Origin of the sequence: Caldimonas sp. KR1-144 (assembly GCF_049446155.1) — a bacterium.
In the GTDB taxonomy this organism is placed as follows: domain Bacteria; phylum Pseudomonadota; class Gammaproteobacteria; order Burkholderiales; family Burkholderiaceae_C; genus Rivibacter.
The window spans coordinates 192,608-212,596 of the sequence record NZ_JBMSEE010000006.1 but is presented as its reverse complement, the minus strand read 5'-3'; the positions used below and the strand labels follow the sequence as shown (position 1 = coordinate 212,596).

General features: G+C 71.5%; 15 protein-coding genes. 4 read left to right on the top strand and 11 right to left on the bottom strand.

The window, feature by feature from the left end:
* Positions 1-3 precede the first annotated feature (3 nt).
* Entirely contained in the window at positions 4-3,195 is a 3,192-nt protein-coding gene (locus tag ACO2TI_RS15750) for a response regulator (RefSeq protein ID WP_423285757.1), read from the top strand.
* Positions 3,196-3,202: 7 nt separating this feature from the next.
* On the opposite strand, the gene ACO2TI_RS15745 is transcribed toward ACO2TI_RS15750, so the two are convergent.
* Together ACO2TI_RS15745 and ACO2TI_RS15740 are read right to left on the bottom strand one after the other, a co-directional pair.
* Positions 3,203-4,174, bottom strand: a complete 972-nt coding sequence (locus tag ACO2TI_RS15745; RefSeq protein WP_423285755.1) for a PDR/VanB family oxidoreductase — start codon at positions 4,172-4,174, stop codon at positions 3,203-3,205.
* On the bottom strand, positions 4,171-5,220 hold the full coding sequence (locus ACO2TI_RS15740; RefSeq protein WP_423285753.1) for a Rieske 2Fe-2S domain-containing protein: 1,050 nt from the start codon (positions 5,218-5,220) through the stop codon (positions 4,171-4,173). Before ACO2TI_RS15740 ends, ACO2TI_RS15745 begins: the two co-directional genes overlap by 4 nt.
* Before the next feature lie 200 nt (positions 5,221-5,420).
* Here ACO2TI_RS15740 and ACO2TI_RS15735 point away from each other — a divergent pair, with 200 nt between their 5' ends.
* A complete protein-coding gene (locus ACO2TI_RS15735) occupies positions 5,421-5,897 on the top strand; it encodes a MarR family winged helix-turn-helix transcriptional regulator (protein ID WP_423285752.1) in 477 nt (158 codons plus the stop codon).
* A 237-nt stretch (positions 5,898-6,134) separates the two neighbouring features.
* Here the strand turns inward: ACO2TI_RS15735 and ACO2TI_RS15730 are convergent, their stop codons facing one another.
* The 5 genes from ACO2TI_RS15730 to ACO2TI_RS15710 all read right to left on the bottom strand — a co-directional run bounded on the left by ACO2TI_RS15730 (position 6,135) and on the right by ACO2TI_RS15710 (position 13,769).
* Positions 6,135-7,109, bottom strand: coding sequence for a hypothetical protein (locus tag ACO2TI_RS15730; protein ID WP_423285750.1), 975 nt, complete (start codon positions 7,107-7,109; stop codon positions 6,135-6,137).
* 29 nt (positions 7,110-7,138) lie between these two features.
* Positions 7,139-8,023 carry an EAL domain-containing protein gene (locus ACO2TI_RS15725; RefSeq protein WP_423285748.1) on the bottom strand — a complete coding sequence of 295 codons (885 nt, stop codon included), beginning with the start codon at positions 8,021-8,023 and terminating at the stop codon, positions 7,139-7,141.
* Between the two features lie 21 nt (positions 8,024-8,044).
* Positions 8,045-9,775, bottom strand: coding sequence for a right-handed parallel beta-helix repeat-containing protein (locus ACO2TI_RS15720; RefSeq protein ID WP_423285747.1), 1,731 nt, complete (start codon positions 9,773-9,775; stop codon positions 8,045-8,047).
* On the bottom strand, positions 9,772-11,664 hold the full coding sequence (locus tag ACO2TI_RS15715) for a hypothetical protein (RefSeq protein ID WP_423285745.1): 1,893 nt from the start codon (positions 11,662-11,664) through the stop codon (positions 9,772-9,774). Before ACO2TI_RS15715 ends, ACO2TI_RS15720 begins: the two co-directional genes overlap by 4 nt.
* A 314-nt stretch (positions 11,665-11,978) precedes the next feature.
* Positions 11,979-13,769: an acyl-CoA dehydrogenase C-terminal domain-containing protein gene (locus tag ACO2TI_RS15710; protein WP_423285743.1), complete on the bottom strand. Its 1,791-nt coding sequence runs from the start codon at positions 13,767-13,769 to the stop codon at positions 11,979-11,981.
* 139 nt (positions 13,770-13,908) lie between these two features.
* Between ACO2TI_RS15710 and ACO2TI_RS15705 the strand changes: the two genes are divergently transcribed.
* Positions 13,909-14,541, top strand: coding sequence for a TetR/AcrR family transcriptional regulator (locus ACO2TI_RS15705; protein ID WP_423285741.1), 633 nt, complete (start codon positions 13,909-13,911; stop codon positions 14,539-14,541).
* Here the strand turns inward: ACO2TI_RS15705 and ACO2TI_RS15700 are convergent.
* Genes ACO2TI_RS15700 through ACO2TI_RS15685 form a run of 4 tightly spaced genes read right to left on the bottom strand, consistent with a single transcriptional unit; the run spans position 14,528 to position 18,110 of the window.
* The gene (locus ACO2TI_RS15700; RefSeq protein ID WP_423285739.1) at positions 14,528-15,787 is read right to left on the bottom strand and encodes a DsbA family protein; all 1,260 of its coding nucleotides are present in this window, start codon (positions 15,785-15,787) and stop codon (positions 14,528-14,530) included. The two genes, ACO2TI_RS15705 and ACO2TI_RS15700, sit on opposite strands and share 14 nt — an antisense overlap.
* Before the next feature lie 15 nt (positions 15,788-15,802).
* Positions 15,803-16,180, bottom strand: coding sequence for a hypothetical protein (locus ACO2TI_RS15695; RefSeq protein WP_423285738.1), 378 nt, complete (start codon positions 16,178-16,180; stop codon positions 15,803-15,805).
* On the bottom strand, positions 16,177-17,031 hold the full coding sequence (locus ACO2TI_RS15690; protein WP_423285736.1) for a type 1 glutamine amidotransferase domain-containing protein: 855 nt from the start codon (positions 17,029-17,031) through the stop codon (positions 16,177-16,179). The genes ACO2TI_RS15695 and ACO2TI_RS15690 overlap by 4 nt, the downstream gene beginning before the upstream one ends.
* The gene (locus ACO2TI_RS15685) at positions 17,028-18,110 is read right to left on the bottom strand and encodes an MBL fold metallo-hydrolase (protein ID WP_423285734.1); all 1,083 of its coding nucleotides are present in this window, start codon (positions 18,108-18,110) and stop codon (positions 17,028-17,030) included. Before ACO2TI_RS15685 ends, ACO2TI_RS15690 begins: the two co-directional genes overlap by 4 nt.
* 160 nt (positions 18,111-18,270) lie before the next feature.
* Between ACO2TI_RS15685 and ACO2TI_RS15680 the strand changes: the two genes are divergently transcribed.
* Entirely contained in the window at positions 18,271-19,947 is a 1,677-nt protein-coding gene (locus ACO2TI_RS15680) for an AMP-binding protein (protein ID WP_423285732.1), read from the top strand.
* Positions 19,948-19,989 lie beyond the last annotated feature (42 nt).

Genomic DNA, 19,989 nt, shown 5'->3' with positions numbered 1-19,989 from the left:
TACTTGGACTACCTGAGCTCGAGCTACAACCCCTGGGGGGTTGCGGCCTCCATCCTGATCGCGAGCTTCGCGTCCTACGTGACGCTGGATCTCGCCAAGCGAGTGCGCGCGACCGATCGTGGCGAGGCGCTCGGCTGGTGGCTGGGCGGCTCGGTCGCGATGGGCACCGGCATCTGGGCCATGCACTTCGTCGGCATGCTGGCGTTCTCGCTGCCGATCGAGCTCGGCTACACCAAGCTGGCGACGCTGCTGTCGTGGCTGGCGGCGATCGCCGCGTCGGCCATCGCGCTGCGCGTGGCCAGCGGCGGCGCGCTGAGCCTGCAACGCCTGGCCGGCGGCTCGCTCGCGATGGGCGGGGCGATCTGCGCGATGCATTACATCGGCATGGCGGCGCTCGACATGGCGCCCCCGATCGACTGGAACCCGCTGCTGATCGCCGCCTCGGCGCTGATCGCCGTGGCGGCCTCGGCGGCGGCGCTGAGCATCTTCTTCTGGCTGCGCGCGGTCGGCGACGGCCGCAGCTTCGTCTACCAGCTCGCCGCGGCGCTCGTCATGGGGCTGGCGATCAGCGGCATGCACTACACCGGCATGGCCGCCGCGAACTTTCCGGCCGGCGCCGTGTGCCGCAGCGCCGATGCGCTGGGCGGCCCGGGCCTCGGCCAGCTGGTCACGCTGGCCGCGTCGATCATGCTGGCGCTGACGCTGTTCACCTCGGTGCTCGACGCGCGCATGCAGCGCCGCAGCCGCCGCGTCGAAAGCTCGCTCACCGCCGCCAACGAGCAGCTGCAGTCGGCCCGCCTGGAAGCGCAGGCACGCTTCGAGGCGGTGTTCGAGCACGCGCCCAACGGCTACCTGCTGTTCGACCGGCGGCGCGGCATCACGCACTGCAACTCCGCAGCGGTGAAGCTGTTCGGCGCCGACGAGCGCTCGTCGCTGGCCGGCCTGGTGGCCTGGCATCTGCCGCTGTCGCCGCGAGTCCAGCCCGACGGCCAGGCGAGCCACGAGCGCATCGACGCGCTGATGCGCCGGCACATCGACTCGCGCGAGCGCGTGCAAAGCGTCGAATGGAGCTTTTGCCGCCTCGACGGCACGCCGTTCGAGGCGCTCGTCCACATCATCGCGCTCGACTGGAAGGACGAGCCCGAGTTCTGCGCGGTGATCGAGGACGTGACCGCGCGCAAGCAGACCGAGGCGGCGCGCGAGCAGGCGCGCCATGCGGCCGAGGCGGCGAGCCTGACCAAGTCCAACTTCCTCGCCAACATGTCGCACGAGCTGCGCACGCCGATGAACGCGATCATCGGCATGACGCACCTCGCGCTCGAGGACGGCCTGCCGCCGCGCCAGCGCGACTACGTGGAAAAGGCGCACAGCGCCGCGCGCAACCTGCTGCAGATCCTCAACGACATTCTCGACATCTCCAAGATCGAGGCGGGCCACCTGGAGCTCGAGCGCATCGACTTCGAACTCGAGACCGTGGTCTCCGAAATGGCCGACGTGCTCGGCCTGAAGGCCGACGAGAAAGGGCTGGAGCTGCTGTTCAGCGCCGCGCCCGACCTGCCCGCGCGGCTCATCGGCGATCCGGTGCGCCTGCGCCAGGTGCTGGTCAACCTGGGCAGCAATGCGATCAAGTTCACCGACGCCGGCGAGGTAACGGTCGGCATGGAGCTCGCGTCGCAGGATGCGCACAGCGTCGAGCTGCACGGCTGGGTGCGCGACACCGGCGTGGGCATGACGGCCGATCAGCTGGCGCGCGCCTTCCAGCCCTTCATGCAGGCCGACACCTCGACGACGCGCCGCTTCGGCGGCACCGGCCTGGGCCTGTCGATCGCCAGCCAGCTGGTCGAGAAGATGGGCGGGCGCCTGTGGGCGCACAGCGAGCCCGGCCGCGGCTCGACCTTCCATTTCACGGCCCGCTTCGGGCGCAGCGCGTCGCGCGCCGCGGCGCCGCGCGGCCTGCAGGCCGCGCAGCTGCGCGGACGGCGCGCGCTGCTCGTCGACGACAACGCGGCCGCGCTGGAGGTGCTGGGCCGCATGCTCGAAGGCCTGGGCATCACGGTCGACCGCGCGGCCAGCGGTGCCCAGGCGCTGCAGCGCGTCGACGCCGCGCCGCAGGCCTACAGCTGGATCGTGCTCGACTGGAAGATGCCCGGCATGGACGGCGTGGCCTGCGCGCGCCGCATCGTCGAACGCCATCCGCAGTCGCGCGCCTGCATCCTGCTCGTCACGGCCTTCTCGCGCGACGATGCGCTGCGCGCCGGCGCCGGGCTCGATCTGGCCGGCGTGCTGCAAAAGCCGGTCACGCCCTCGAGCCTGTGCGACTGCCTGATGCAGGCCGGCACCGGCACCGCGGCGCCGCGGCCGGCGGCGCCGCCCATCGCGACGCTCGGCGGCGAGCTGCGCGAGCGGCTCGCCGGCGCGCGCATCCTGCTCGTCGAGGACCACCCGGTGAACCAGCAGCTGGCGCTCGAGCTGCTGCGCCGCGCCGGCATGAGCGTGGAGGTCGCCGGCAACGGCGAGGAGGCGCTGCAGCGCCTGGCCGAGGAAGCCCCCTTCGATGCCGTGCTGATGGACTGCCAGATGCCGGTGATGGACGGCTACACCGCGACACGCAAGCTGCGCGAGAACCCGGCCTGGCGCGACCTGCCGGTGATCGCGATGACCGCCAGCGCGCTCGCCTCCGACCGCGAACGCGCGCTCGACAGCGGCATGAACGCGCACATCGCCAAGCCGCTGGACGTCGATGCGATGCTGCGCACGCTGGCCGAATGGACCGGCACACGTGCCGCGCCGCCGCGGCACGGCGAGCCCGTGAAGCCGGCCGACATCTGGTCGCCGAAGGCCGTGCGCGTCGCGATCGACACCGCCGACGGCCTGGCCCGCTGCATCGGCAACGCCGAGCTCTATCACCGCATCCTGCGCGGCTTCCGGCAGACGCAGGCCGACCTCGAAGCCAGGCTGGGCGGGGAGTCCGTGGGCGCGTCGTTCGACGAGCTGCTGCAGCGGCTGCACGACCTCAAGGGCCTGGCCGGCAACATCGGCGCGAAATCGCTGCAGGCCGCGGCGCAGGCCCTGCACGCGGCAATGGACAGCGGCGACCGCGCCGCCGTCGAGCTGCACCGCATTCGCCTGATCGCCGAGCTGCGCGCCGCGCTCGGCGAGATCGACCGGCTGCTGCCGGCCGACGAGCCGTCGTAGCGCTCGCTCAAAGGTCGAGCACCAGCCGCGCCGACCTCGCGCGCGAACAGCACGGCGTGAACTGGTCGTGGGCCGCCTGCTCGTCGGGCGTGAGGTAGCTGTCGCGGTGCTCCACTTCGCCTTGCAGCACGCGCGTGAGGCAGGTGCCGCACACGCCCTGCTCGCACGACACCATCACCTCGACGCCGGCTTGCGCCAGCGCCTGCACGACGCTCAGCCCGGCAGGCACCGCGATCACGCGGCCCGAGCTCGCGAGCTCGACCTCGAACGCGGCGTCGCCGTCGCGCGCCGCGACCTCCGCGCCGGCGAAGAACTCCCAGTGCAGCTGCGGCTCGCGCCAGCCGGCGGCGCGCGCGGTGGCGAGCACGGCGTCGATGAAACCCTTGGGACCGCAGACGTAGAGATGCGTGCCCGCGCGCGGCTGAGCCAGCACGGCGGCCAGGTCGAGCCGCTGCGCGGCGGGACCGTCGTCGAAGTGAAAGCGCACCTGCGACGCGAAGGCGGCACTGCCGATGCGATCGAGAAACGCCGTGCGCGCACGCGAGCGCGTCGCGTAGTGCAGCTCGAACGGCGTGCCGGTCGCCGCGAGCCGCTCGGCCATGCACAGGATGGGCGTGATGCCGATGCCGCCGGCCAGCAGCAGCGCGCGTTCGCCCTCGCCGCTGAGCTCGAAGTGATTGCGCGGCGCGCCGATCGTGAGCACGTCGCCTTCTCGCAGCGCGTCGTGCACCGCCTGCGAGCCGCCCCGCGAGGCGGCCTCGCGCAGGACCGCGATCCGGTAGCGCTGCGACTCGCGCGGGTCGTTGCACAGCGAGTACTGGCGCACGAGCCCGCCCGGCAGGTGGACGTCGATGTGCGCGCCTGCCGTGAACGGCGGCAGCGCGCCGCCGTCCGCGGCCACCAGCTCGAGGCTGCAGATGTCCTCGGCCTCGAGGGCCTTGCGCGCGACGCGCACGCGCAGCGTTGCCGTGGTGCTCATGGCGCGGTCGTGTGCGTGCTCGCCTCGGCCGCCAGCAGCCGCTCGATGACGCGCCGCGACTGCACGCCGCCCGCATCGATGTTGAGCGCCAGCAGCTTGCGCTCGGGCCAGGCGCTCAGGTTGGCCTGCTGGCGCTCGAGCATCTCCATGTCCTCGCCGAAGATGCGGCCCTGGCCCTCGCGGATCGCCTGCGTCAGCGCGGCGTCGTGCGGCTGGAAGTGGCGCGCCATGCCCCAGAAGTAGTGGTGCGAGGTCTCGGTCTCGGGCGTGATGAAGTCGACCACGACCGCCGAGACCTTCTTGTCGGCGCTCGCGTCGTAGCCGCCGTGGCCCTGCAGCGCGACGCCGACTTCGATCATCACGTGCGTGGGCGGCGTGAAGTGGCAGATCTGCCAGCGGTCCACCGGGCCGTCGTCGGGCAGGCCGTGGCCGCGCAGCGCGAGCTTCCAGAACGGCGGCGCCTCGATGCCGTGCATGAAGCGGCTGGTGACGACGTGATCGCCGTCGACCTTGGTCGTGCAAGGCGTCTCGTCGATCTCCTTCTGGCCGATGGAGTTGGCGTGCACGTAGGTCTCGTGCGTGAGGTCCATCAGGTTGTCGATCATCAGCCGGTAGTCGGCCTTCACGTGGTAGTAGCCGCCGCCGTAGGCCCACTCGGCATTGCCGGCCCAGTGGAAGCTCGGGATCAGCGAGGCATCGGCGCGAGCCTTGTCGCCCGGCCAGACCCAGACGAAGCCGTGCCGCTCGGCGACCGCGTAGCTCCTGATGCACGGAAAGCCCCGCACGCGCTGGCCCGGCATCGCGACGACCTGGCCGTCGCAGCCCATCTCGAGGCCGTGGTAGCCGCACACGAGCCGGCCTTCATGCACGAAGCCCAGCGACAGCGGCGCGCCGCGGTGCGGGCAGAAGTCCTCCACCGCCGCGGGTGTGCCGTCGGCCTGGCGATAGAAGACGATGGCCTCGTTGCAGACCTTGCGCCCGAGCGGCTTGCCGCCGTCGAGCTCCTCGGACCGGGCGGCCACGTACCAGGTGTTCTTTGCAAACATCAGGGTCTCCGGTGTCTTTTGATTACGTATACTGAATGACGTTCAGTGTACGTAAGATGGGACGAAGTTCAAGCCACCCGACCTCCGGACATCCCCTGAGCCGCAGCCCCGCCACGCCCGCTCGCGCGCGCCGGCGCCACGCCGCGCCTGGCCGAGAATCACCCGGCGTTTCCTCGACGCGTTCGCCCTCGCCCCCGCTCATGCCCAAGCCGTCCGCCGATCCGCTGTCGATCGATCTCCACGATCAGCCGGGGCACCTGATCCGCCGCGCGCACCAGATCGCCGTCTCGATGTTCGTCGACATCGTCGGCACGGGCGCGACGCCGATCCAGTACGCGATCCTGCGCACGCTGCAGGAGAAGCCGGGGCTCGACCAGGTCACGCTCGCGCAGGAGATCGCGCTGGACAACTCGACCACCGCCGAAACGGCCGCGCGCCTCGAGGCCAAGGGTCTGATCGTTCGCGAGCTGCTGCCCCGGCGCCAGCGCCGGCTGCTGCTGACGCCGGCCGGCGAGCAGCTGCTGGCCGAGCTGGTGCCCGGCGTGCACCGCATGTGCGACGCGATGATGGCGAGCCTCACGCCCTCCGAGCGCGACGAGTTCATGCGCCTGCTGCGCAAGTTCGTGCACCTGAACAACGAGCAAAGCCGGGCGCCGCGCGGCGGCAAGGGCGGCTGAAGGCGGCCGGCCGCAGGGCCGCCCCAAGATGTGAACGTTCAACAGGTTGTTTCGCGGTTGGGTTTGCGTCAGCCGCAAGGCAGCGGGCAGGCCGGCGGGTGCGCTCAGGTTCGGCAGTCGGCGCCACGCGCCGACCGCCTCCGCTAAGCCCACGACGGCCCGCCGCGCGCAGCCTGTCCCACGCACCAGCCCTCGCAAAGCAAAGAAGTGCGCCACGAAGGCAGAGGAAACAACCTCCTAAAACCTAGGACGGCCAGCCCCTGCGGGGGCAGCGAACGCAGTGAGCGTGGGAGCTCCGTCCAGCGCCAGCGGCAGCAGGCTGTCCTGCGGTACCGAGAAGGCCCAGTTGGCCGCGCCGTCCGGTCGCGCGAGCGCCTGCGCCAGCTGCGAAGGCGCCAGGCCGGCCAGCGCCCTCACCTCGCGCGCCAGGTGCGACGGGTCGGCAAAGCCCGCCTGCGCCGCGACGGCGGCGATCGCGCCGCCGCCGTTGCCATTGCCGTTGCCGTTGCCATGACCGTGGCCCGCCAGGCTCGCGCGCTGCAGCAGCGCGAGCGCGAGCTGCAAGCGCGCCAGGCGCACCAGCATCTTGGGCGTGACGCCGAAGGTCGACTGGAAACGCCGCTCGAGCCGCCGCGGCGTCCAGCCGAAGGCGTCGGCCAGTTCGCTCACGCGCATGCGTGCGATGCGCCACGCGCCCTCGCGCACCGCGCGCGCCAGGCGCGCGGCCTCGCCGTCGGCGCCGGCCGCGAAGCGCCGTTCGAGCAGCTGCTCGAGCACCATGATCTGGCGCGCCAGCGTGGGCTGCGCGGCCATGCGGTCGTCGATCTCCATCTGCTCGGCCAGCGAGAACACCGCATTGGTGTCGACCCAGCGGTCGCTCAGCTCCGAGGCGGGCAGGCGGCAGAAATCGGCCAGGCGCCCGGGCTTGAACACGACCACCGTGGTCTCGGGTGCCTGCGCGTACTCGCACAGCGTCGCGACCGACATCGCCCCCGACAGCGAGGTCGCCGGCAACCTGCGCCGCGTGAGCGAATGGCTCAGCTCGCCGCGATGCACGATGGTCAGCGCCGAGTACATGTGCGCCGGAAAGCGCGCCACCCACGGCGGCGCGTCGCCGGTCGCCACGCCGTCGGCACGCTCGCGGCGGCGCGCGACGTAGAACAGCACGTGCTCGGCCAGCGCCGCCGACGGCGGCAAGACATGCAACTTCACGAGAAAACGAAAGGCGCGAAAGCGCGGCCTCAGCCCAGCGGCAGCGGCGCGGTGGCTTCCCAGCCGCGCGGGCGCATGCGCTCCTCGCGCAGCACCGCGCTCCAGTGCTCGCCTGTGGCCGGCACGTGGAACAGGTGGCCCTGGAAGCCGTCGATGCCGCGTCCGGCCAGCCAGGCGAACTGCGCCGCAAGCTCCACGCCCTCGACCACGACGCGCAGCCCGATCGCGCGGCCCAGTTCGATCACCGCGTGCATCAACTGCTCGCGCCGCGCATCGCCGGGCACGCCGGCGAGGAAGCCGCGGTCGATCTTGAGCGTGTCGAGCGGCAGCTCGGTGAGCATCGCCAGCGCCGAGTAGCCGGTGCCGAAGTCGTCGAGCGCGATGCACACGCCGGCGCGGCGCAGGCTCTCGAGCACCTGGCGCGCCCGCGCGTGGCGCGCGAACGGCATCTTCTCGGTGATCTCCAGCACGATGTGGCGCGCCTCGACGCGATGGCGGCGCAGCGCCGACATCAGCATGACGACGAAGTCGTCGCTCTCCAGATCGCACGGCGCCACGTTGATCGACACGCGCGGCGCCGCCAGCCCGGCGCGCTGCCACGCCGCCAGCTGGCCCAGCGCCTGCTCGATGACGCGCACGGTGAGCGCGCGCATCAGGCCGTTGCGCTGAGCGATCGGCACGAAGACCGACGGCGGCACGTTGCCGACGCCCGCCCAGTGCCAGCGCGCCAGCGCCTCGAAGCCGAGCAGGTCGCCGGCTTCGCTGACCTCGGGCTGGTAGGCCACCGTCAATCGGTCGGTTTCGATCGCCTGGCGCAGCGCCAGCGCCAGGGGATCGCGTCTCGTCGCGCTCTTCGCGCCGGCCGGCCTCGTTTCGAGCTTCCGCTCGGCCAGCTTGTCTCTCGTGTCGTTCACGTCGTTCAGGCTCGGGGCTCGTCAAGGTCGCTGGTAGGCGCCGTACTGCACCGGTCCGCCGGCGGGTCGCGCCTGCGCATCGGCATCGAAGGCCGGCGCCTGGGTCAAGGCACCGGTATGGGAAAAGGCGGGCGTGAAGTTCCAAAGCGTGTCGCTGCCGACCGCGGCCGTGGGCCGCAGGTCCACGCTGGCGACGCTGAGCTGGCCGAACGGCATCAGCGCCGAGGCGGTGAACGGCAGTGCCGCTTCGAGGCTCACGGCGCCCGTCACCGCAAAGCCGGGCAAGCCGCCGTAGCTGCCCTTCATCGCGTTGCGGTCGGCGACGAGCGCCTCGGCCTGGGCTCCGCCGTTCGACGCCGTGAGATCCGCGGCCGCGCCGTTGTGCCAGAACAGGTTGTCGAAGGCGTGCAGCGTGCTGTCTTGCACCATCACGCCCGCGCCGGCATTGAGCGCGACGGTGTTGTGCACCAGGGTCAGCCAGCTGCGGTCGGTGGCCGCGTTGCCGCCGGCGCGGCCGTCGACGCAGATCGCGCTGTCGCCGTCGTTGTTGACCACCACGTTGTTGTAGGCCGTGGCGATGCTGGCCTCGTCGAAGAAGAAGCCGGCGCCGGCCTTGAGCGCGCGGTTGCCCTCGAACCAGTTGTCGGCCAGCGTCACCGTGGCGTTCGGCGACTGCGCGATCAGCCCGCCGCCGACGCCGTCGCCGCCGCCCGCGTTCCACTTCAGCGCCTGGTTCGCCCACACGAGGTTGCGCTCGACGCGCGCGTTCATGTTGAGCGTGACGCCCGCGCCGTGCGGCGTGTCGTAGCGCAGCGTGTTGTGGTGGATGCGGTTGTAGCGAACGCGCGCGAGCGCGCTGCCGATCGACAGCGCGCCGTTGTCGAGCCGGTTCGACTCGCTGCTGGCCGCGCCGCCGATGTTCAGGCCGGCGCCGTTGTGCGCGCCGTCGTTCGAGTGGATCTCGTTGTACTCGACCAGCACGTCGCTGCCGCTGACCACCACGCCGCCGATGCTGTTCTCGCTCGCGCCGGACGGCAGGTCGGCGCCGCTGTTGACGACCACGCCGTTGTGGTGGACGACGTTGTTGCGCACGACCAGCTTGCGGTTGGCTGCGTAGCCGTTGACGTAGAGCCCGCGCAGGCCGCCCGAGAGATCGAAGCCGTCGACGACGATCTCGCCGTGGTTGCCGAACCGCAGCACCGCCTGCGACGCGTTCGCGGCCGCGATGCGCGAGAGCGTCCCGGCAAGGTTGCGCTGCGTGAAGCCGCTGCCGGCGGCGAAGGCGCCGACGAGGCGATAGCCGCGCGCCATGTCGTCGGGCTCGGCGCCGACGTTCTCCGTGTAGCTGCCCTCCTCGACGCAGATCGTGGCCTTCTGGCCCGAGCCCACCGAGGCATAGGCCGCCTGCACGCTGCCGAAGGGCTGCGCGCGAGAGCCGTTGCCGCCGGTGGCGCCGGCGCGCACGTAGCGGTAGGTCGAGAAGCCCTCGAACGGCGCGCCGGTGTCGCAGCCGTAGAGCGCGGCGCCCCCGCCGCCGACGACCGCGGTGGACCAGGCGCCGGGCGCCGGAGGCGGCGGTGGCGAAGGCGGCGGTGGTGGTGGAGGCGGTGGCGGTGGAGGCTCCGGTGATGGCGCGGGAGCCGGCGGCGGCGAGCCGGCATCGCTGCCACCGCTTCCGCCGCCGCTCCCGCCACCGCAGCCTGCCACCAGCGCGCTCATCAGCAGCGCGACCTGCAAGAGACGCGCGCTCATTCGCTCGCTCCCAGCGTCGTCAGCGCGGCGCGCGGCGTGACCTCCAGCTTGCCGGGCTGCCCCGGCACGAGGCGCACCTGGTGCGTCGGCCACATCGACATCGGAATGCCGGCGGGCAGCGCCTGCGCCTGCAGCTTGAGCGGACTGTCGGCGGTCGGGCGGAAGGTCGTCACGTCGATCGGCGCGCCGGAGCCGGTCAGCAGGTTCTGCGTGCCCGTGACGTGATGGCTCGCGTTGCCGCCCGGATAGACCACCGAGTCCGGGATCGATGCGATGCCGAAGCCCGGCGTCGCGGTGTTGCCGGTGGCCGGCACCGCGGTGTTCCAGTGCGAGGAGATCCAGTTGCGGCCCAGCACCAGCTGGTCGGCCTTCCAGCGCGTGAACTCCCACGCCGACGGCGCCGCGCCAGGCGTGGCCGAGGTCAAGTAGATCGCGTTGTTGTGCGCCTGCATGACCGGCCAGCTCGACGCCGCGTGCGGGTGGATCAGGCCCCACTCGCTGCCGCCGTGGCGGTAGTACCAGCTGCCGTTCGAGAGGTAGGCGTCGCTGCCGTAGAAGCTCTCGGTGAAGTCGGAGCAGCAGTCGAACAGGCGCATCGTGGCCTGCTCTGCGCGGTCGGTCTGGTAGACGAGGGTGTTGAAGTAGAACCAGAGCGTGCCGGGCCGGCGGTCGAGCGGGCTGTTGTCGTAGCCGTAGTGGATCGGATTCGGCCACGCCTCGCCGCCGTGCAGGTGGAAGAGGTTGCCGTACACGTAGCTGCGCTGGTAGGCGGCCCAGTCGGCGGCCTGCGAGGCATCGTGCGTGGTGCCGGTGCCGTTCTCGGCCTTGAAGCGCGCGTACTGCCAGGGCATCAGCAGCTCGGTGAAGTCCTCGACGTCGATCATGTCGAGGCTGCGCGCGCCGTTCTCGAAGTAGTTGTAGCGCACCACGTCGCCGGCCGTGCGCATCTTCAGGTTGTTGGCCTGCGCGCCCGGCGTGAGCTGGCCGAAGTAGTTGTACTGGATGGTGAAGTTGGTGCCCTGCAGGTAGGCCTGGTGCTTGTTGTAATCGTCCAGCAGGCCGTTGTGGGCGAAGTAGTTGCCTTCGACCAGCACGTTGCGGACCATGAAGTTCTCCGCGTAGGCCTGGCTGATGATGTACATGCCCACCGGGTTGAACATGAAGGCATTGCCGCGGAACACGAGGTTGCGCGCGCGCTGGATGCGGATGCCCGCGCCGCCGTTGTTGTAGGTGCGGGTCGTGCCGCGCGCGTCGACGAAGCTGTTCATGTCCTGCGGCCGGTAGGGCGCATGCATGACGTCCTGGAACTGCAGGCCCTCGACGTGCACGTGCTGCACCATGCCTTCATAGCTGGGCGCCCAGATCACGACGATGCCGGTCTGCTCCATGCCCCAGTCGGGGTGGTAGTCGCCGAACAGCGCCGCGAGCTGCGGGCGGGTCGTCGCGCCGGCGGCCGACAGCACCGGCAGCTGGCCCTGCGGCCCCGGTACGCCGCACACGCGGATCGGCTGCGCCTCGGTGCCGCTGCGCGCGATCAGCATCTTCTCGCGGTAGGGCTCGCTGCGATGGAAGATGCGCACGGTGTCGCCGGGCTGCAGGCTCTCCCATGGCACCGCGCCGATCGAGGCGTAGCTCTGGCCCGGACCGACGCGGTAGTCGGTGCCGCTGCCGGTGTGGACGCAGTTCACCGCCACCGGCGCACCCGAGGTGCTCGGCGGCGGTGCCGGCGGCGGCGGCGGCGGCTCCGGGCTGGGTGCCGGGGGCGGCGGCGTCGACGACGACGCGCTGCCGCCCGAGCCGCCGCCGCAGGCGGACAGCACCGCGACGCACAGCATCGCGATCGACAGCGCACACAGGCGGCGCGTACGGCAAAGGACCGGTTCGTTCATGGGATCGGGACGTGAGGACGATGGGGGCCGCGGGTGCAACATGCATGCCCCTCGTCGAGCACTCTCTGGCGGCCGCTGCGCTCGTGCGATGCCGCACGAGATTGGTTGCAGCGCCGTCGCCTTTCTTCAAGAACCTCGATGAAGGCGGCCGCTCACGCGCCGCGCCGTGACGCAGCGCGCCGTCACCGGCGACGGCTCGCGTCAGCCGCCTGTCGCATTCCTTCCAGCCCATGGGTCTCGATTCGATCGGCGGCGGGTGTGGGCTTCATTGCGGCCGCAGCGCGCTGCGTTTCAACTGAAACCCGACGCCGTCTTCAGAACCAGGCTTCGTCCATCGCCATCAGCGGCTGCAGGCCGGCGCGGCAGCTGCGGATCAGGCCCGCGGTCTCGGGCAGCAGCTTGGCGAAGTAGAAGCGCGCGGTCGCGAGCTTGGCCGTGTAGAACGCATCGCCCGAGCCCTGCTTCTCGAGCGCGATCTTGGCCATGCGGGCCCAGAAGTAGGCGAACACGAGATGGCCGCACACGCGCAGGTAGTCGACCGCCGCGGCGCCCACCTCGTCGGCGCAGCCGTTGGCCTTCATGCCCAGCTCGGTGGTCAGCTTGGTGACCTTGTCGCCCAGGTCGGCGAGCGGGTTCACAAACTCCTGCATCGCCTCGTTGACGCCTTCTTCCTCGACGAAGGCGGCCACCAGCTTGCCGAACTTCTTGAGCTTGGCGCCGTTGTCGGCCAGCACCTTGCGGCCCAGCAGGTCCAGCGACTGCACGGTGTTCGTGCCCTCGTAGATCATGTTGATGCGGGCATCGCGCACGTACTGCTCCATGCCCCACTCGCGGATGTAGCCGTGGCCGCCGAACACCTGCATGCAGTGCGAGGTCGCGATCCAGGCGTTGTCGGTGAGGAAGGCCTTGACGATCGGCGTCAGCAGCGCAATCAGCTCGGCCGCCTCGGTGCGGTCCGACGCATCGGCGTGCGACAAGCTGCGATCGAGCTCGAGCGCCGCAAAGGTCGCCAGCGCGCGCCCGCCCTCGGCGTAGGCGCGCGCGGTCAGCAGCATCTTGCGCACGTCGGGGTGCACGATGATCGGATCGGCCGGCAGATCGGCGCGCTTGGGTCCCGACAGCGCGCGCGTCTGCAGCCGCTCGCGCGCGTAGTCGACCGCGCCCTGGTAGGCCGCCTCGGTCAGACCGAGCGACTGGCCGCCAACGCTCAGCCGCGCGGCGTTCATCATCACGAACATCGCCTGCAGGCCCTTGTGCGGCTCGCCGACCAGCGTGCCGATCGCGCCTTCGAATACGAGCTGCGTCGTCGAGATGCCGTGGATGCCCATCTTGTGCTCGATGCCGGCGCAGAAAACGCCGTTGCGCGCGCCCGGCGACCCGTCGGGTTCGGGCAGGAACTTGGGCACCAGGAACAGCGACAGCCCCTTGGTCCCCGCCGGCGCTTCGGGCAGGCGCGCGAGCACGAGGTGCACGATGTTGTCCGCCAGGTCGTGCTCGCCGGCCGAGATGAAGATCTTCTGGCCGGTGACCGCGAAGCGGCCGTCGCCGAGCGGCTCGGCGCGCGTGCGCACGAGACCCAGGTCGGTGCCGCACTGGGGCTCGGTCAGGCACATCGTGCTGGTCCACTCGCCGCTGACCAGGCGCGGCAGGTAGATCGCCTGCTGCTCGGGCGTGCCGTGCGCGTGCAGCGCCTCGTAGGCGCCGTGGGCGAGGCCCGGGTACATCGTCCAGGCCTGGCTCGCCGAGTTCAGCATCTCGAAGAAGCACTGGTTCAGCACGATCGGCAGGCCCTGCCCGCCGAACGCCGGATCGCAGGCCAGCGCCGGCCAGCCGCCCTCGACGTACTTCGCGTAGGCGTCGCGAAAGCCGCTGGGCGTCGAGACGGCGCGCGTGGCCGGGTCGTACCGGCAGCCCTCGCGATCGCCGACCGCGTTGAGCGGGGCCACGACTTCCTGCGCGAAGCGCGCGCCCTCCTCCAGTACCGCGTCGATGGTCTGCGCATCGAGTTCGGCGTGGCGAGGCATCGACTTCAGGGCGGCGCCGACGTCGAGCAGCTCATGCAGGACGAAACGGATGTCGCGCAGTGGCGGCGTGTAGCGGGGCATGCGAAGGGACTCCTCAACGGTCGATGGCGGATCGCTTCATGCTATGTATTGACACTATGTGTGTCAATTTAATCGAAACTATGGAAATGCCCTTCACGGCACCGTGGCGCAGCGCGGCCTGAGCGGCAACAATCGGCACATGGCCCGAACCACCCACGAGACGATGCCTGCCGAGCCTCGCGGCAACGACGGCGGCGATGCCGTCGAGACGACCGACCTGCGCCGCCACCGCAGCGTGACCACGCGCCGCAAGCTCGTCGACGCCATGCTCGGCCTGCTCGGCGAAGGCGTCCTGAGGCCCACCGCGGAGCAGGTCGCCGCACGCGCCGAGGTCGGCCTGCGCACGGTGTTCCGCCACTTCGAGGACATGCCGGCGCTGCAGCGCGAGGCGCTGCGCGTGATCGAGGGCATGGTCGAGGAGGTCGTGCGGCATCCGCTCGCGGCCCCGACGTGGCAGGCGCGCGTGCTCGAAAGCGTGGACCTGCTCGCGCCGCACTACGAGAAGCTCGCCGTGTTCTACCTGGCGACGCAGACCTTTCGCCGCGAATCGCCCTACATCGACGAGCAGTCGCGCCGCTTCGCGGCGATGCAGCGCCAGATGCTGCTCGGCATCGTGCCGGCCGCGCTCGCGAACGACCCTGCGCGCTTCGCCGCGCTGTCGCTGGCGCTCAGCATGGACGCCTGGGTGCACCTGCGCCGCGACCAGTCGCTCGAACCGGCCGAGGCCGCCGCGGCGATGCGCGCGGCCGTGCGCGCGCTCACGCGCGGCTGAGGTCGCGCTCCAGCATCCACAACCGGTCCTGGCCCCACAGCGCAGGCCGCTCGTCGACCCGGAACGACGGCACGCCCCACAGGCCCAGCGCGAGCATCTCGTCGCGATTGGCCTGCGCGATCGCGCGCCAGGAGTCGTCGGCCAGCGCACGCTCGACCTCGTCGGCCGCGATGCCGGCGCGCGCCGCGATGGCCTCGAGCCCGCGCGCGCTGCCGGCATCGATGCCGTCGGCGAACACGCCGCGCAGGAAGGACTCCAGGAACTGCGGGCCGCGGCCCAGCGCGATCGCGCGATGCAGCACCGCCAGGCCGCGCTCGGTCGGCGCGCCGACCGGGTCGACGATGCAGCCGAAATCGATGCCCAGCCGCTCGGCCTCGCGCTTGGTGTCGCGCACGATGTACAGGCGCTTGGCGCGCGGCACCGGCAGGCCGCGCATCACCATCGGCAGCACGAAGCGCAGGCGCAACTCGGCGCCGTAGTGCTCGGCGAGGCGGCGCACGCGCTCGCAGGCGAGGTAGGTGTAGGGGCTGCGCAGCGAGCAGTAGAAGTGCAGCACCGGCGCGGCGCCGCCTGGCTGCGGCAGGTGCCAGCGCAGCGGCGGCGGCGCGGCGATGAGTCCGTCGGCCGCGCCCAGGCGGCGTTCGAGGTGGTGCAGGCGGTCTGGCCCCCAGTACCACTCGCCCTCGAAGTGGAAGGTCGCGCCGAGGTAGTGGCCGAGGCGCTCGCGCAGCCGCGCCGACGCGGCAAGGTGCGAGGCGAGCGCGGCCCCGGTGTCCGCGTGCGCGGTCCCTTCGGCGCCTCGCCACAGGGCCTGGCCGATCGCTGCGGCCTGCTCGACGAAGCGGCCCGCGTCGATCGAGCGCAGCAGCGCGTGCTGGGCGTGCGTCACGGCCTGCGGCGAGGGCGCGCGGTCGAAACCCTGGGCATCGAGGCCCAGCGCGTCGGCCAGCCGCGCGGCGTCGCGCCGCGACCAGTCGGCCAGCCGAGCGCGGTCGGGCGCCGCGGCCTCGATCGGCGGCGGCACCAGATGTGCGCTCACCCGCACGCCGTGGCGCGCCGCCAGCGCCGGCAGCAGCTGCGCCGCGAGGTGGCTGTAGGGGTCGTCGGCCTGGTGGAAGTAATGGACCTCGCGCTCGGCGCCGCGCAGGCGCCGCCACCAGGCCGCGCGGCGGCGCCGCGCCTCGCGCAGACGCGGGCTCGTCAGCAACCGGCTCATGCGCCGGCTGATCCAGACCTTGGGCGACATCGCGCGGTCCCGCGATCAGGCCGCGGCGAGCCGGCGCCGGCTCGCGGCGAACAGCGCCACCAGCACCAGCTCGACCACGCTGGAGCGCATCGCAGCTTCGCTCGTGCCGTCGATCAGCACGTGCCCGACGCGCAGCACGAGGATGAGCGCCACGATCGCCAGCGGCACCGCCAGCCAGTGCGCCCGGCCGCGCCGCGCGCCGGCGAGGGCGAACGCCCCCATCGCGACGAACAGCCCGCCCAGGTTGGCGCGCAGCGTGCCCATGCCGGCCACCGCCGTGCTCGCGACCGCGAAGTCGGCCGACACCTTTTCGGGCACCAGCGCGAAGGCCAGGCCGACGGCCAGCAATGCAAGGCCGGCGGCGATGACGAGGAAACGAAGCAAGCTGTTCATCGGGAAGCGATCTCCTGCCCGCCCGCCACGCGCAGCATGCGCTGCGCGGTCGCGGTGCCGGCGTTCTGGTTCTGGCCGGTCACGAGCCGGCCGTCGTCGACCACGTGCTGCGCGAACATGTCGCGCAGCGCGTGGCGGCATTCGAAAACGGCGCCGGCCGCGCGCAGGTCGCGCTCCGGGTGCATCGGCGTGAAGTCGATGCCCAGCTGCGCCACCTGGCGGTCGGTCACCGCGGTGAGGCGCCGGCCGAACACCAGCGGCGCGCCGTCGGCATCGCTCGCGTGCAGCAGGCCCAGCGGTCCGTGGCACACGCCGCCGACCACCGCGCCCGCCGCCCACGCGGCCGAGAGGCCGCGGCCCAGCGCCTCGGTCTGCGCGAAGTCGTAGGCCGCGCCCCAGCCGCCGGCAAGAAAGACGATGTCGTAGCGCGCGAAGTCGATCTCGGCGATCGACGGCGAACGCTTCGCCTTGTCCTGGGCCGCCGCATCGCGCAGGAAGCGACGGTCGGCCTCGCAGGCCAGCGGCCAGCGCAGCGAGACCGGCTCGATCGGGATCTCGCCGCCGCGGATGCTGGCCAGGTCGACCGTCATGCCGGCATCGACGAAGGCGTAGTACGGGGCGGTCATCTCGGAGGCGAACACGCCGGTCGGCTTGCCGTCTTTGCGGCCGGGACGATCGAGCGTGGCGTGGCTGGTCGAGATCACCAGCGCGCGCTTGCCGGGCAGCGCGTAGCGCGGGCCGTGGTACGCGGGATGCAGGCCGAGCGCCGTCAGCAGCGCGGGCAGGCCGAAGCGCAGCGCGAGCGCTGCCGCGACGACGGCGCCGCCCCACAGGGCGATGGCGTTCGTCATGGCCGGTGCCCCACGTCGATCTTCGTGCTGCCGGCCGGCAGCGTGAGCCAGTCGCCGTCCACGGCGACGTGAACCGGGCCGCGGTAGATGTCGCGCGTGTTCTCGAGGAAGGCGTCCTCGAAGCCCGGCGGCAGCACCGGGATGATGTGGTGCAGCACCAGCATGCGCACGCCGGCCGCCTGCGCGATCTCGGCCGTCTCCTGCGGCGAGGTGTGGTAGCCGAGGATGTCGTGGAACACCTTGGCGACGTGAGGCCGGCCCACCTTCTCGAAGCTGTGCTGGAACATGCCGCTCATCGACGGCGACAGCGCCTCGTGCAGCAGGACGTCCACCCCCTTGGCCTCGCGCTGCACCGCGTCGGAGCGGCGCGTGTCGCCGCTGATGACCACGCTGCGGTCCTTGTAGCGGATGCGGTAGCCCACGGCGGCGTCGACCGGGTCGTGCTCGACGGCGAACGCGACGACCTCGAGGTCGGGCTCCGAGATCAGCACCTTGCGCGCGTTGGGCGCGATCTCGAACGGACGCGGCTGCGCGCCGAAACCCGTTGGCGGCAGCACGCCCTCGCCGTGGTGCGCAATGCGGTAGCCGCGGTCGAGCGTGTAGGCGCGCGTGAAGCCGTCGAGCACCTGCTCCAGCCCCTGCGGGCCGTACACCGGCAGCGGCTCCTGCGAGTTGCGCTGAACCCAGCGCTGCAGCAGCACCTCGCCCACGCCATCGATGTGGTCCGAGTGATAGTGCGTCAGCAGCAGCGCGTCGGCCTGGCCGACGTTCAGCCGCATCAGCACCATGTTGCGCGCTGCACCGGCGCCCGCGTCGATGATGAACATGCGCTTGCCGGCGATCACGACCGTGCACGGTCCGCCGCGGCGCTCGTCGGGCATGGGCGAGCCGGTGCCGCACAGGCCCACGTGCAGCCCGTCGGGCAGCGCGGCAATGGGGTCGGACACGGCGGTCGCGCGCCCGTCGATCTCGCGCGCCATCAGGCTCAGGCCGATCGGCACGCGCTGCCACCAGGCCAGCGCGGCAGCCGCGGCGAGCAAGGCGCCGATCGCCAGCGCCAGCTTCCAGATTCTCTTCATGTGCTTGTCTCCGTTGTCTCTCTCGCTGCGCCGGGCTGCCCCGGGCTCGCTCGCTTGCGCGAGTCTGGATATTGTGACACTGTTAGTGCCAATACATTTTCATTGACCCCTGGCCCGAGTCGGCCAAGCGGCCCGGCCCCTTCGACGACAGCACTACACGATGGACAAGATCTGGCTCAAGAGCTACCCCAAGCAGGTTCCCCACGAGATCGCGCTCGACGACATCGGCTCGATCGGCGACTTCCTCGCGCAGCAGGTGGCGCGCTATCCCGAGCGGCGCGCCTTCGTCAGCGGCGCGACCGGCCATGCGATCAGCTACCGCGAGCTCGACGCGCTGTCGGCGCGCTTCGCGGCCTGGCTGCAGCAGCAGGGCGTGGCGCCCGGCGCGCGGGTCGCGCTGATGATGCCCAACGTGCTGCAGTACCCGGTGTGCCTGTTCGGCGCGCTGCGCGCCGGCTGCGTGGTCGTCAACGTCAATCCGATGTACACGCCGCGCGAGCTCGAGCACCAGATCAAGGACTCCGGCGCCGAGGCGATCGTGATCCTGGAGAACTTTGCCCACGTGCTGCAGGAGGTGGCGCAGGCCGCGCGGCTCAGGCACGTCGTCGTGACCGGCGCGGCCGACCTGCTGCGGCTGCCGCTGCGTCTCGTCGCCGGCACCGTGATGCAGGTCAAGGGCGCGGTGCCGCCCTATGCGCTGCCAGGCAGCGTGCGGCTTCGCGACGCGCTGTTCGCCCGCCGGCTCGGCGCGCCTCGGCCGGTGAAGGTGGCGCCGGGTGACCTCGCCTTCCTGCAGTACACCGGCGGCACGACCGGCGTCGCCAAGGGCGCGATGCTCACGCACCTGAACGTGCTGGCCAACGCGCGCCAGGGCCAGGCGTGGTCCGAGCCCTTCCTCGATCTGTCCCAGGAACAGGTCACGGTCACTGCGATCCCGCTGTACCACGTGTTCGCGCTGGGCATGGCGCTCAACGTGATGACGGTGGGCGGCACCAACGTGCTGGTCGCCGATCCGCGCAACACCAAGGCCTTCGTCAAGGTGCTGTCACGCCACCGCTTCGTCTCGCTGCCGGCCGTCAACACGCTGTTCAACAACCTGCTGGCCGAGCCGGCGTTCGAGCGCATCGACTTCTCCTCGCTGCGCGTCGCCCTGGGCGGCGGCGCGGCGGTGCAGCAAGGCGTCGCGCGGCGCTGGCAGGCACTGACCGGCGTGGCGCTGTGCGAGGGCTACGGCCTGACCGAATGCTCGCCGACGGTGGCGGTCAACCCGATCGACCAGAAGGGCTTCAGCGGCAGCATCGGCCTGCCGCTGCCGTCAACCGAGGTCTCGCTGCGCGATGCCGCCGGCCGCGAGGTCGGCATCGGCCAGGCCGGCGAGCTGTGCGTGCGCGGCCCGCAGGTCATGAAGGGCTACTGGCAACGCCCCGACGAGACCGCCGCGGTGATGACGCAAGACGGCTTCCTGCGCACCGGCGACATCGCGACGATGGACGAGCGCGGCTACCTGCGCATCGTCGACCGGCTCAAGGACATGATCCTGGTCTCGGGCTTCAACGTGTACCCCAACGAGATCGAGGACGTGGTCTCGCTGCACGACGGCGTGGCCGAGGTCGCGGCCATCGGCCGCCCGGACGCCGCCAGCGGCGAGGCGGTTCACCTGTGCGTGGTGCGCCGCGACCCGAAGCTCGGCGCGCGCGAGGTGCTGCTGCACTGCCGCCAGCATCTCACCGGCTACAAGATGCCGCGCCACGTGCACTTCTTCGACGAGCTGCCGAAGAGTCCGGTGGGGAAGGTGTTGCGAAGGCAGTTGAGGGAGATGGTGGTGGCGCGGGCGTAGCGGGGCGGGGGCTGGGCGGTCGAAGAGATCGAGTTCCGCCGC